The sequence below is a fragment of the Williamsia sp. 1135 genome, assembly GCF_002095395.1.
In the GTDB taxonomy this organism is placed as follows: domain Bacteria; phylum Actinomycetota; class Actinomycetes; order Mycobacteriales; family Mycobacteriaceae; genus Williamsia.
Window position 1 is genome coordinate 63,828 of sequence record NZ_MJEI01000081.1, and the last position, 12,184, is coordinate 76,011.

General features: G+C 62.5%; 11 protein-coding genes and 1 pseudogene. 3 read left to right on the plus strand and 9 right to left on the minus strand.

Features of this window, described 5'->3' with window-relative positions; genetic code table 11:
• Positions 1-11 precede the first annotated feature (11 nt).
• The 6 genes and pseudogenes from clpB to BFL43_RS29880 form a co-directional block, all read right to left on the minus strand.
• Complete coding sequence (clpB, locus tag BFL43_RS09090) at positions 12-2,648, minus strand: ATP-dependent chaperone ClpB (RefSeq protein WP_084892230.1); 2,637 nt, start codon at positions 2,646-2,648, stop codon at positions 12-14.
• Positions 2,630-2,959, minus strand: coding sequence for a chaperone modulator CbpM (locus BFL43_RS09095; protein WP_084892231.1), 330 nt, complete (start codon positions 2,957-2,959; stop codon positions 2,630-2,632). Before BFL43_RS09095 ends, clpB begins: the two co-directional genes overlap by 19 nt.
• Entirely contained in the window at positions 2,956-3,849 is an 894-nt protein-coding gene (locus BFL43_RS09100) for a J domain-containing protein (RefSeq protein WP_084892232.1), read from the minus strand. Before BFL43_RS09100 ends, BFL43_RS09095 begins: the two co-directional genes overlap by 4 nt.
• Before the next feature lie 6 nt (positions 3,850-3,855).
• Positions 3,856-4,380, minus strand: coding sequence for a nucleotide exchange factor GrpE (locus BFL43_RS09105; protein ID WP_084892233.1), 525 nt, complete (start codon positions 4,378-4,380; stop codon positions 3,856-3,858).
• A gap of 8 nt (positions 4,381-4,388) precedes the next feature.
• Positions 4,389-6,263: a molecular chaperone DnaK gene (gene dnaK, locus BFL43_RS09110; protein ID WP_084892234.1), complete on the minus strand. Its 1,875-nt coding sequence runs from the start codon at positions 6,261-6,263 to the stop codon at positions 4,389-4,391.
• 3 nt (positions 6,264-6,266) lie between these two features.
• A pseudogene (locus tag BFL43_RS29880) lies at positions 6,267-6,432 on the minus strand (glycine zipper family protein); the annotation flags it as partial.
• Between the two features lie 833 nt (positions 6,433-7,265).
• On the opposite strand from BFL43_RS29880, the gene BFL43_RS29145 reads away from it, so the two are divergent.
• Positions 7,266-7,475, plus strand: coding sequence for a hypothetical protein (locus tag BFL43_RS29145; RefSeq protein ID WP_084892235.1), 210 nt, complete (start codon positions 7,266-7,268; stop codon positions 7,473-7,475).
• A gap of 210 nt (positions 7,476-7,685) precedes the next feature.
• On the opposite strand, the gene BFL43_RS29745 is transcribed toward BFL43_RS29145, so the two are convergent.
• Positions 7,686-7,817: a hypothetical protein gene (locus BFL43_RS29745; protein WP_276206101.1), complete on the minus strand. Its 132-nt coding sequence runs from the start codon at positions 7,815-7,817 to the stop codon at positions 7,686-7,688.
• 816 nt (positions 7,818-8,633) lie between these two features.
• Between BFL43_RS29745 and BFL43_RS09125 the strand changes: the two genes are divergently transcribed.
• Positions 8,634-8,930, plus strand: coding sequence for an antibiotic biosynthesis monooxygenase (locus tag BFL43_RS09125; RefSeq protein WP_084892236.1), 297 nt, complete (start codon positions 8,634-8,636; stop codon positions 8,928-8,930).
• Positions 8,931-9,157: 227 nt separating this feature from the next.
• Here the strand turns inward: BFL43_RS09125 and BFL43_RS09130 are convergent, their stop codons facing one another.
• Both BFL43_RS09130 and BFL43_RS09135 read right to left on the minus strand, forming a co-directional pair.
• A complete protein-coding gene (locus BFL43_RS09130; RefSeq protein WP_084892244.1) occupies positions 9,158-10,255 on the minus strand; it encodes a hypothetical protein in 1,098 nt (365 codons plus the stop codon).
• A 324-nt stretch (positions 10,256-10,579) separates the two neighbouring features.
• On the minus strand, positions 10,580-11,722 hold the full coding sequence (locus BFL43_RS09135) for an IS630 family transposase (RefSeq protein WP_084889713.1): 1,143 nt from the start codon (positions 11,720-11,722) through the stop codon (positions 10,580-10,582).
• Between the two features lie 100 nt (positions 11,723-11,822).
• Here BFL43_RS09135 and BFL43_RS09140 point away from each other — a divergent pair, with 100 nt between their 5' ends.
• Entirely contained in the window at positions 11,823-12,170 is a 348-nt protein-coding gene (locus BFL43_RS09140) for a hypothetical protein (protein WP_084889720.1), read from the plus strand.
• Positions 12,171-12,184: the final 14 nt, after the last annotated feature.

The window sequence follows — 12,184 nt, forward strand, 5'->3', positions numbered from 1 at the left end:
GTCACCTCTTCTCAGGCTGCCGCGAAGGCGGGTTCGGCATACGCCACGGAAAGTTCGTCGCCGTCCACTGTGACGCTGATAGTGCTGTCCGGTTTGATCTCGCCGCGCAACAGTGCACGGCCGATCTTGGTTTCGACCTCGTGCGCGATGTATCGGCGCAGCGGCCGCGCACCATAAACAGGGTCGAACCCGTGTTCGGCGATCAGTCGGCGCGCCTCCGGCGTGATCTCCAGTTGCATCTGTCTCTCCGACAACCTGGTTCGCAGTTCGGTGAGTTGCAATTCCACTATGTGCTCGATCTGGGGCAGGGTGAGCGGGGAGAACAGCACTATGTCGTCGACCCGGTTCAGGAATTCGGGGCGGAAGTGCCCGCGCAGTTCTGCCATCACCCGTTCCCTGGCGTCCGGCTTGATCTCGCCGTCAACTGTGACCCCCTCGAGAAGATGCTGGGATCCGATGTTCGAGGTCATGATGATCACTGTGTTCCGGAAATTAACTTGTCTCCCTTGAGAATCGGTGATCCGGCCGTCGTCGAGCACCTGCAGTAGGGTATTGAAGACGTCGGCGTGGGCCTTCTCGATCTCGTCGAAGAGCACCACGGAGTACGGTTTGCGCCGCACGGCCTCGGTGAGCTGGCCACCTTCGTCGTAACCGACGTACCCGGGAGGTGCACCGATGAGTCGACTCACCGTGTGCCGCTCCTGGTACTCGCTCATATCTAGGCGCACCATGTTGTCATCGCTGTCGAATAGGGCGCTGGCCAACGTCTTTGCGAGCTCGGTCTTTCCCACGCCCGTCGGGCCGAGGAAGATGAACGAACCGATCGGCCGGCGCGGATCACGGATACCGGACCTCGCCCGGATCACTGCGTCCGCGACCAGTTGCACCGCTTCGTCCTGGCCGACGACCCGTTCGTGCAGGATCTCGTCGAGCTTCAACAGCTTCTCCCGCTCACCTTCCTGCAACCGGGCGACCGGGATGCCTGTCCATGCGGCGACGATCTCTGCGATCTCGTCTTCGGTAACCACTTCACGCAGCAACGGATTTCGCCCCTGCCTGGTGGCCAGTTGCTCCTCTGCCGCCTCGAGCCGGCGTTCCAGCTCGGTGATCTCGCCGTATCGCAACTCGGCTGCCCGATTGAGGTCGTAGTTGCGCTCGGCTTCCTCGGCTTCGAGGCGCAAACGTTCCAGATCTCCCCGCAGCTCCTGCACCCGCCGGATCGCCTGTCGTTCCGCCTCCCATTGAGCGTGCCGGGCGTCTGCCTCTGCCCGCAGGTCGGCCAGCTCTTTCCGTAACTCGTCGAGGCGCGCCTTGCTGGCCGCGTCCGTTTCCTTGGACAGTGCGGCCTCTTCGATCTCCAGACGGGTCACCCTCCGGGTGAGCTCGTCGAGTTCGGCAGGCATCGAATCGATTTCGGTACGGAGCCGAGCGCACGCCTCGTCGACTAGATCGATCGCCTTGTCCGGAAGGAAGCGGTCGGTGATGTATCGGTGCGAGAGGGTCACGGCGGCCACCAATGCACCGTCTTGAATCTTCACACCGTGGAACACCTCGAGGCGTTCTCGAAGTCCGCGCAGAATCGAGATCGCATCCTCGGCGCCGGGCTCGTCGACGAGAACGGTCTGGAATCGACGCTCCAGTGCCGCATCGGATTCGATGTGTTTGCGATATTCGTCGAGAGTGGTGGCACCGATCATGTGCAGTTCGCCGCGGGCGAGCATTGGTTTGAGCATGTTGCCGGCGTCGAGAGACCCCTCGCCGCCGACTGATCCCGCGCCGACCACGGTATGTAGCTCGTCGACGAACAACAGGATGCGTCCCTCGGCAGCCTTCACCTCGGACAGCACGGCCTGCAGTCGCTCCTCGAACTCGCCGCGATACTTCGCACCGGCCACCAGAGAACCCATGTCGAGCGAGAAGATCGTCTTGTCGCGCAGGCCCTCGGGCACGTCGCCGCGGACGATCCGCTGCGCGAGACCCTCGACGATCGCAGTCTTACCTACACCGGGGTCGCCGATCAACACCGGGTTGTTCTTCGTTTTCCGGCTCAAGATCTGAGTCACCCTGCGTATTTCGGCATCCCGGCCGATGACCGGATCGAGTTTACCTGCCCGCCCCTCGGAGACGAGGTCGCGCCCGTACTTCTCCAATGCCTCGTACGCCCCCTCCGGGGTTGCCGACGTGACACGCTGATTGCCGCGCACCTTCGTGAGCGCGGCGAGGAAGGCGTCCCGCGTGACCCCATGACTGGCGAGGACCCGCCCGGCCGCACCAGTAGCAGACCCTTCCTCGGAGAGAGCCATCACAAGGTGTTCCACAGACACGTAGGAGTCTTTGAGTCTCTTCGCCTCTCGCTCTGCGGCGTCGAGCAGCTTGGCCAGACGCTGGGTGATCATCACCTGGCCGGGCGTTGCACCGGGGCCGCTGACCTTCGGCCTACGCGACAGTTCGCGATCCAGATCGGATCGCAGTGCGTCGACGTTCGCGCCGGCCTGTTCGAGCAGTCGGGGCACCAACCCATCCTGCTGATCGACCAATGCGAGCAGCAGGTGCTCTCCGTCTACCTCGGTGTGGCCCATTCTCGTCGCGATATTCTGGGCTTCCTGTAACGCTTCTCGTGACTTTTCGGTCAAACTACCGGTGTCCATGAGGACGTCCCCCTTCTGCGGTCCGCTGCTTCGAGACTTTCGATTCGATCCAACAGATCGAGCACGAGCCCAATTGCCGAGTAGTTGAGGCCCAGACCCGTCCGCAGCCGTTGGATGCGTGCGGCGTGGGTTACCTCAGATTGGTCGAACGACATCTCACCGCCGGAGTAGCGGTGGGCGTCGAGCAGGCCGAGAGCCACCAGTTTTCGTGCCAGATCCGGGTGCAGCCCAGTACGTTCGGCGAAAGCGTCTGGCGATAATCCGGTACGGCGAACCAATACGTACTGAGTGATCGGCGGTGAGGTGCTCATGTCTCTTTCCTCGGATTGAAGTTCGATTCGGCGTCCAATTGCTCGAACAGTTCGCGTTCGCGTGCTGTCGGTCTCGACGGAACCATCACCTTGATTTCGGCGTAGAGGTTGCCGGTAGCGCCGCGCGGACTGGGCATCCCTTCTCCGCGCAGGCGCAGCCTCCTACCAGTCGAAGAGCCAGGCACTACTTTGACTTTCGCCTCACCGCCCGGTGTGGGAACGACGACTGTAGACCCGAGAACTGCCTCCCATGGCGACACGGGCAGATCGACGTAGATGTCCCGGCCCTGTACGCGGAACCGTGAGTGCGGTTTGATCCGCACCACGAGGTAAAGATCCCCAGGCGGTGCGTCACCGTTGCCTCGGCCGCCTTGTCCCGCCAAACGGATTCGCTGGCCGTCCAGGACGCCGGCCGGAATGTCGACATCGTACTGCCGTCCGTCCAGCCTGAGAGTGCGCTTTCCTCCCTGATAGGCCTCTTCCAGAGCCAGTTCCAGTTCGGCTTCCTGATCGGCGCCGGGAATCGGTCCGAACCCACCGCCTCCGCTGAACATCTGGCCAAAGAGGTCTTCGAAGTCGACGGCACCCTCACCGCCGAAATGCACCCTTCGCCCGCCACCGCCGTACCCGGCGGCGTTTGCCCGCACCCGTTCGTCGTAGTCCTCGGGTACACGCCGGAAGTCGTCACCGAATCGGTCATAGCGTTTCCGGGTGTCCGGGTCGGACAACGCCTGGTAGGCCTCGTTGACGTCCTTGAACTTGTCCTCCGCAGTGGGATCCTTGTTCACATCGGGGTGGTACTTGCGCGCCAGGTTGCGGTACGCCTGCTGAATTTCGTCGGTGCCGGCGCCCCTCGGTACCCCGAGCACTTCGTAGTAGTCACCGGCCATCGGTGCTCACCCCTCGGGGCGGCTGACGACCACCGCGGCGGGCCGCAACTGTCGCCCGTCCTCTCCATAACCCGGGCGCAAGACCTCGACCACGGTCCCGGACGGAAGGTCGGGTTGGGTTATCACACTGACCACTTCGTGCAGTTCCGGAGAGAACGGCACACCGACCTCGTCGTGGCGCTCGAAGCCGAGTCGCGAGAGCACCTGCACCGCCTGATCCCGGATTGCCTTCACACCATCGACGACGGACTGCGGATCGCTGCCCGTATGGGCAAGTGCAAGCTCCAAGTTGTCCAATATCGGCAGCCACGCCGCCGAAACCTTCGCTACTTCCGCGGCGCGTTCACGGTCCAGATCCTTGGCGTACCGCTTGCGCAGGTTATCCAGATCGGCGAGGCTCCTGCGCCAACGGTCCTCGAGTTGAGACAGCTCGGCCCCCGCGTCGGTGCCATCCGGCGCGGTCTTGCCCTGATCCGTGTCGCCACCGTCAGTGGTCGGCTCAGTCGTCGAGCGATCTGCAGACATTTCCATCGGGCGCCTCAGCTTCGATCGAACTCGGCGTCGATCACGTCGTCGTCATCCGACCACGCAGCCTCTGCGCCGCCTGCGTGGCCGGCATCTGGCTGGTCTGGGACGAGCCCGTAGAGCAGCTGTTGCAGTTCCGAGGTGAGTGGCTGGACTTCTGCTGGTGAAGCGCCGTCTTGCACGGCCTTTCTGGCGTCGGCAATCAGCATCTCGGCCCGCGCCTTCTCGTGGGGCGGGGCACTGTCACCGAGTTCCGCGAGTCGCCGCTCCACTTGATACGCAACCGAATCGAGCCCGTTGCGTGCGTCGACGGCCTCTCGCAATGCCTCGTCCTCGCCCCGGTTCCGTTCGGCCTCCGCCAGCATGCGCTCGACCTCACCCTGGTCCAGGTTGCCCTGTTCGCTGATCGTGATGCTCTGTTCCTTACCGGTGTCCTTGTCGCGAGCGGTGACGTTCAGGATGCCGTTGGCGTCGATGTCGAAAATGACCTCCACCTGGGCATCGCCACGTGGCGCGGGCCGGATGTCTTCCAGCCGGAACCGACCCAGCACCCGGTTGTCGGCGGCCCGCTCGCGTTCGCCCTGCAGCACCACGACGTCCACGGCGGCCTGATTGTCTTCCGCCGTGGAAAACACTTCGCTGCGCCGTGCCGGGATCGTCGTGTTCCGCTCGATGATCTTGGTCATCACCCCGCCCTGCGTCTCGACGCCGAGGGACAGGGGGGTGACATCGAGTAACAACACATCGGAAACCTCGCCCTTGAGCACCCCCGCCTGGACTGCGGCTCCGAGGGCAACGACCTCGTCCGGGTTGACGCCCATGTGGGGGTCCTTGCCGCCGGTCAGCCGGCGGACCAGCGCCTGCACGGACGGAATACGTGTCGAACCGCCAACCAAGATCACTTCGTCGATATCGTTGGCGGCGACCTTTGCGTCAGTCATCGCCTGCTTGACCGGGCCGAGGCACCGTTCCACCAGATCGGCAGTCAAATCATCGAACTTCGATCGCATGATCGTAGTGGTGAGATGTTTCGGACCATTCGCGTCAGCGGTGACGAAGGGCAGGTTGACCTGGGCCTGGGTCACCGAAGACAACTCAACCTTTGCTTTCTCCGCGGCTTCGAACAGTCGTTGCAACGCCTGCGCATCCTTACGCAGATCAATGTTCTCCGTGCGCTGGAACTCGTCGGCGAGGTAGTCCACAACGCGTCGGTCGAAGTCGTCGCCGCCCAAGTGGGAGTCGCCGGCCGTGGAACGAACCTCGACTACTCCCTCACCGACGTCCAACAGGCTCACATCGAACGTTCCGCCGCCGAGATCGAAGACCAATACGGTTTCGTGGGTCTGTTTGTCCATGCCGTACGCGAGTGCCGCAGCGGTCGGTTCGTTGATGATCCGCAAAACCTCGAGGCCTGCGACACGGCCGGCGTCCTTGGTTGCGTTTCGTTGCGCGTCGTTGAAGTATGCAGGAACGGTGATGACCGCTTCCTTCACCTTTTCACCGAGGAACTTACTTGCATCGTCAACGAGCTTGCGCAGCACGAGAGCGCTGATCTCCTCCGGTGCGTATTTCTTTCCGCGCACGTCAAATCGGGCCTCACCGCTGTCACCCGGCACGACGTCGAAGCTGACCGCTTTGGCCTCCTCGGAGACCTCGTCGTAATGGCGTCCGATGAAGCGTTTCGCCGAGTAGATCGTGCCCTTCGGATTCAAGATCGCCTGCCGTCGTGCAAGCTGGCCCACCAGACGCTCACCATTCTCGGTGAACGCCACCACCGAAGGCGTCGTCCGTGCTCCCTCTACATTGGAGATCACCACCGGCTCGCCGCCTTGCCAGCTTGCGATAACCGAGTTGGTTGTGCCCAGGTCTATTCCCACAGCGGTCGCCATGACTCATTCCTTTCGATCGGTCCAGCCGGTGAGCACGCGGACGGCTTCGCCCGCTACCTCGACATCGGCAAGGACTTCGTAGTGACGTGGTTGTACTGACTGGATTGAGGTGAAACCGCGCCGGCAGCCCTGAAGCGCCTACATGAGCAGGCCGAGCAGAGTGTCCGAGCGGTGGTGAGCAGGCCGCGGTCTGCAGGACCAATGCGAGCGTAGTCGCCGATCGACGAAACAACTTGGCGGACAGATGTTTTCGTGCGCACCTTAGAGGTAGATCGGTGACTCTTACGTGATTCCTCCCAGGCGTCATTGACTTCGGAATCGCCGAGCCCGTGCGTACCGAGTCGGCGTCCGGTCGATTCAGCAGTTCGTCGCATCCGAGAACGAACGACACCGGCACAACTGCGGGCAGTCTCTGCCCCCTCGTATCGCGAATATCCTTCACGCGAGTATCACGTGACCATCCGTACAAAAGCGCTTTCGTCTCCGCCCCCCTGATCCTGCGCTTCCGGTTGATCCAGCCCGGCGGCCACGAGCGAATCCATCTGAGCGACCGAATAAAACGTGCCACTGGGGTAGACGCTCCAGCGCACGGAATCGAAGAAAACCTAGAACATTGGCACACCACCATATTTCGCGTCACATCGGACGTATTCCAGTGGTGTCCATTCCTTCCACCAAAGAGTCTCCTCCTTCAGCTCCGCGATTACTAGGGCAAAAACCGGATTCCTCGAATCTCGACCCGGGAGCTCCTTTTCTTTTGCCGGTCAATGGTGTGTTGCCGGACCACGGCCAGTCGAGAAACTTCTCCGATCGGCCCCTCCCTCGTCGAACAGAAGCCCGGCACGAAGCCCTGGTTGGCGGTAACCGCTCGACGTTGGGCATCATCGACCGGTTTCCGATCGGCCGCCCGTGAAACACCCCGCAATGGGCCAGCCGGCAAGGACCTCGGCGAACGCTCCTGGCGAAATCTATTCTGCACCAACCGAAATAAGATACCTCGACATGCATGCCGACAACCTCTGCACCATCGGCCGACAACTGCTCGCCCGCAAGTTCAACAAAACTCCACCTCGCTGGGCGACCGCGGTCCTCGACACCCGAGTGCGCCGAGACCCGTGGTGCACAACGACGACGCGAGCGCAGCCTGATCCGTCCACGGGTCCCACCGAAGTCGCACTCGCGGGTGGGTGGGTTGGTCGCAACTCCAACTGAAAAGCTCGTCACGCCGCCGCAGAGAGGGGCACACTGACCGCGGACCTGATCGCTGCGTAACAACGCTTCACCGTTCCGGGGAACCTCTCGATTCGGCAAGCAAAAGTGGCAAGCAAAAGTGCATCTCTCACCCGGTATGGTCGACTTCGTGTTCTTTCCTCGGCGAGCATGATCCGCCACGCGTTGTTGAAGTGGCTACCAGAACGCTTTCTACGTTGCCGCAGGCGCGTCTGCGTCCTGGTCGTCGAGGTAGCCCGTATCGCGCAGGACTGCTTTGAGGACGGTGAGGTATGGCTGACCGGTGACGGCTGCGATGCCGTCGAGGGTGGATTTTGCCGGCAACCGTTCCCAGCGTTGGTCCATCAGAATTGGGCGCGGTAGAACTGGAGGCCTCGGCCAGGGCGTCGTCCACCATCGCGGTCCATACCATGCACAGTAGGCGCGCTTCGCTGGGTAACGGATTCGCCGACCTTGCTGCCGCCGAGCAGCGTGTGCTGCCGCATACAGTAGCCGGCGGGCCATACTTCGCTCCGTTTCCCCAGCTCGGATCACGGCCGCTCTGCAGCTGTGTCCGGCGATATGGTCTTGCCCGGCGTCTTCGCAGGATCGTTACAGCCCAGCAGAGCAGGTCGAGAGCGAGCGCGCTCGGCGACTACGATCAGCGGCCAGGGCACAACCGCTGTAGCTCGTGTCCACGAGCTGATCTCGGTGGCCGGACGCGACTTCGTTAGCTCTGACGGCAGACGATTACTGTGCTCGGTTTCCACCGACCGCACGAGAGAGCGGACACGGCAGGCCACCGTCAGAGTCGACAAGACATGTTGTTGTACATAGTTTTTCGATCAATTGCGCCAGAATCGTTGTTCAACCGAAGGAACGTTCAGTCGCGGGAACGGCTCCACTGGGAGACAATAGTCCCAGCGCGCGAACGTGAGCAGACCCAAAACCTTTAAGCAGAGTGGTTTTCGCTTCAAGGCCGACTGTAGCGACCTCGTTACAGGCATGCTCAATGCTCCTGACATCGAGTCTGCTCTCTCGGCTCCGCGACTACTAGGGGCATGACCGTATTGCTTGAAACCTGGCCCCGGGAATCCTTCCCTTAACCGGTCATTGGTGTGATGCTGGACCATGTCAACTACCTCAAATAGGAGATCCGACATGGCTAACAAAGCGCTACTGGTCCGACTTGAAGCCAAACCCGGCAAGGAAAGCGCAGTGGAAGATTTCCTCCGATCTGCGCTGCCCCTCGTCGAACAGGAGCCTGGGACCAAACCCTGGTTTGCGGTGCGGTTCGGCCCGTCGACGTACGGCATCATCGACGCGTTCCCCGACGACGCCGCCCGTGACACCCACCTCGGCGGCCCGGTCGGCAAGGCCCTTGGCGAACGCGCCGACGAGCTCTTCTCTGTACCACCCGAGATCAGCTACCTCGATGTGCTTGCCAACAAGCTCTGAAACCCGAATCAGGCAGCTCGCCCGCACAATCACCAGAAGTGAAGTCTCATCAGATCTGGACAATCCGATATCGGTTGCGCAACAACAGTAATTGTTAATGGTGACGGTTCAGGATCCGACGCATCGACTGGTCGGTCCTGGCCCGGGACCGCCGCGAGTACGAGCGCATTCGCGACACCTCAAGTACTTCCGGGGAGCCGATGATGACGACCCTTCGCGTCAGAACTTCATTCCGCTTTGACGGACCGTTTCTGCGTGTTCTCGAAGCGTTGCCGTTGCCGGACCCCGTATGCGGCGTCTGCGACGGCGGAATCGTCCTCGAGACCCGAACCGAGAGCGCCACCGATGGTCGCGATGGACGCCAGTAGCCATGAGAGAGTGAGGTAGTCGGAAAAGTTCACGTCGTGTCCGAGGGTGTTGGAGAGCAGGTCCGGGGGAAGAGTGACACACGCGGTGAGCAGGAGGAGGCCGAACAGTGCCACGTGGAGGACTGCGACGCCGATTGCCAGGGTAACGACGGTCGCAGTGTTGTAGAGCACGGACCGGTCTCGCTCCTCCGGCGATGTCGGCCGCTCCCATAACTCGTGATCGAGGACCAGCCAAAGGACCATCGCCGCGATCGACAGAAGCGTCGCCGCGCTCATACGCCACGGGCCCATCGTGTCGGCGAACTGCCAGATTGTGCTGGTGGCCAGCGCGAATGCACCGGTGGCGAAAGCGCCGACAAGCACTTTTGACAACCCGGTGACCAGCCGCCATGGCCGGTTCGCGCGCACCATCCCTGACAGCAGCCGCAGTCGCCGCAGTCCCGAGGGCGCGAAGTAGCGCATACCGGCTTCGATTTGCACGGACGGAAACCGTCGTCGCGCACCGGACGGCGCGAGTTCCGGTTCACCGAGGGCGGACGCGATGGCGAGTTGTGCGATGGTACGAATGCGACCCTCGATGCGAATGCCGCCCACAGCGGCGATGGAGATGAGCACGAAAAGGTGTTCGGCGCTGACGTCGGCCACCACCGGCAAGGTGTCCTCGCGCCGTGGGAGATCAGTGAGGTACACCACGACATCCTCACCCTCCGACGACGGCTCGACCGCGTCGATCACGTGGGAAAAGTCGGCTTGCTCGTCGGAGAGGTAGGGCTCGCTGCGCACAGACACCGTCCACACACGCTCGGGGCGGCCGCGGCGCCGTAAGCGCTCCGGTAGACGCGCAGCCAGCCGATGCGCCAGGGCCGTGGGTTTACCCGGGTCAGCAATCAGCAGCACCGAGACCAGCTCATCTGCAGCACGTTCGGCTCGACCCTGCCTGTGTTCGTTTCCCGACACCGGTGTCAGGGTACGCGGCTCCACCCCCCGCCAGTACCCGATCGAAATTTCACAACGGCAGTATGCGACACGTGAGGCCGCACTACACGGCTACGATCTGCAAACAACTTTGCAGCACAGCGGGATTCGAGACTCACATGTACACCTCGGTCATCGTCTGGTGCGCAGACAGCTTCATCCGATCCAAGACGCGAACTCGCGCAATTTGGATCGGCGTAACTCACTGCCCTGAGTCCGACCCGAATGCTCAGTGTCGTCCGTTTCGATCCGTATGGTCGCCGCCGTCTGGTGCTTAGTGGTCTGAGCCGTTAGTTCGTCGGGGGGTCATGCCGCCTCGCTGCTTTGATCGATCAGTTTGAGTTGGCGGTGGAGGTCCCGGCGGGTGTATTTCCAGGCGAAGGGTTCGGCGGTGCGGTTGTAGCGTTCGGCGAAGGTGTGCAACCGGTTCTCGACTGAGGTGAGGTCGGGAAAGTCATTGGGCGTGAGGACTTTGCGTTGGACGATGGAAAAGTAGATCTCGACTTGGTTGAGCCATGATGCGTGCACCGGGGTGTGCACCATGACCGCGTTCGGGTATCGGGCGGTGAGGCGGTCGATCGATGCTTGTCCGCGGTGCGAGGAGCCGTTGTCGACGACCCAAAACACCCGGTCGGCGGACGCGTACGGTTCGCTCGTCATGACCTGATCGACGAGGGCGGTGAACTCGGTGATGCCGGTGCTTTGCTCGCAGCGGCCGAAGACCCGTGCGGTGTGGACGTCGTAGGCAGCGAGGTAGGTGAGCGCGCCGCGGCGGCGGTAGTCGTGGCTGACGCGCATCGGGCGACCTGGTGCGGCGGCGGTGGTGCGGTGGCAGCGGTCGCGGGCTTGGATCGACGGCTTTTCATCGGCCGAGATCACAAACTCGTTGCTGCCCAACGGTTTGCCTGCGTAGCGGCGTGCGTACAGGTCGAGAACGACAGATGCTCTCATCTCGAAGTTCGGGTCGCGGGCGGCGATCCAGGAGCGATGCTGCCACGGTTTGAGCGCATCCTCGTCCAGCCACCGGCGCACCGTCGACACCGAGACGGTCATGCCGTCGCGTGCGAGTTGGGCGGCGAGTTCCGGGGTGGACCACCGTGCGATCGGAATATCGTGATCGGCCGGGATCTGACACGCCCACGCTTTCACTGCAGCGATGTCAGCGGGGGTGTAGATCGGTGGCCGGCCCGACCGTGGTGCGTCGGCGAGGGCATCGATACCGTGATGGTGGAACCGGCTGCGCCACTTACGGACCGTGTCGGGATGAACGTCGAGTTCGATGGCGATACTTGCGTTGGTGCAGCCGTCCGCGGCGAGCAGCACGATCAGAGACCGCAGCACTGTCTTCTGCGGTGTCGACCCACACCTCACCCATGTTTCGAGAACCTGACGGTCGCTGGTGGACAGGACGATCACGCAGGCCGAGGGTCGAGCGGTTTTGTCACTCATGCCTCAAAAGGACACCTGAGTCACACCTGTCTCGGGCCGCGGCACGCCGATGATCCGCGAAATGTTGGGTGGACCACACGGATCGGGCACGATCGGATGCGTGCCGACACCACCGGAATCGACGAAAAGCTCACTGCGCCTCAAGCTCAGCGGCCACGCCCGAACGAGGTGGCCGCAACTCGCGCGAGTCAACGTCCGATTTCGTGGCGCGTTCGCCTACGTCGACGGTGTACTACCGGACGAGTCGGTCCTGGTGTTGATGCGGCTGCGATACAACGGCTCCGCTAGCAGATGGGGCTTCGCGATCCACCTCGCGTCCAAGGGCAAGTACGAAGATTCGCTGCTGCCTACAGGCGACTTCACCGGCAGCCCTGAAGACGCACTCGACACCGCATGCGGGCTCTACCTCGGCGACCCGACAGCCTGGCAAATACCCCCGACGAACTAACGGCTCAGACCACT

Coding starts and splice junctions, on each gene's coding strand:
- clpB (WP_084892230.1), bottom strand. CDS start 2,648: ATGGACACCGGTAGTTTGACCGAAAAGTCACGAGAAGCGTTACAGGAA.
- BFL43_RS09095 (WP_084892231.1), bottom strand. CDS start 2,959: ATGAGCACCTCACCGCCGATCACTCAGTACGTATTGGTTCGCCGTACC.
- BFL43_RS09100 (WP_084892232.1), bottom strand. CDS start 3,849: ATGGCCGGTGACTACTACGAAGTGCTCGGGGTACCGAGGGGCGCCGGC.
- BFL43_RS09105 (WP_084892233.1), bottom strand. CDS start 4,380: ATGGAAATGTCTGCAGATCGCTCGACGACTGAGCCGACCACTGACGGT.
- dnaK (WP_084892234.1), bottom strand. CDS start 6,263: ATGGCGACCGCTGTGGGAATAGACCTGGGCACAACCAACTCGGTTATC.
- BFL43_RS29145 (WP_084892235.1), top strand. CDS start 7,266: ATGCATGCCGACAACCTCTGCACCATCGGCCGACAACTGCTCGCCCGC.
- BFL43_RS09125 (WP_084892236.1), top strand. CDS start 8,634: ATGGCTAACAAAGCGCTACTGGTCCGACTTGAAGCCAAACCCGGCAAG.
- BFL43_RS09135 (WP_084889713.1), bottom strand. CDS start 11,722: ATGAGTGACAAAACCGCTCGACCCTCGGCCTGCGTGATCGTCCTGTCC.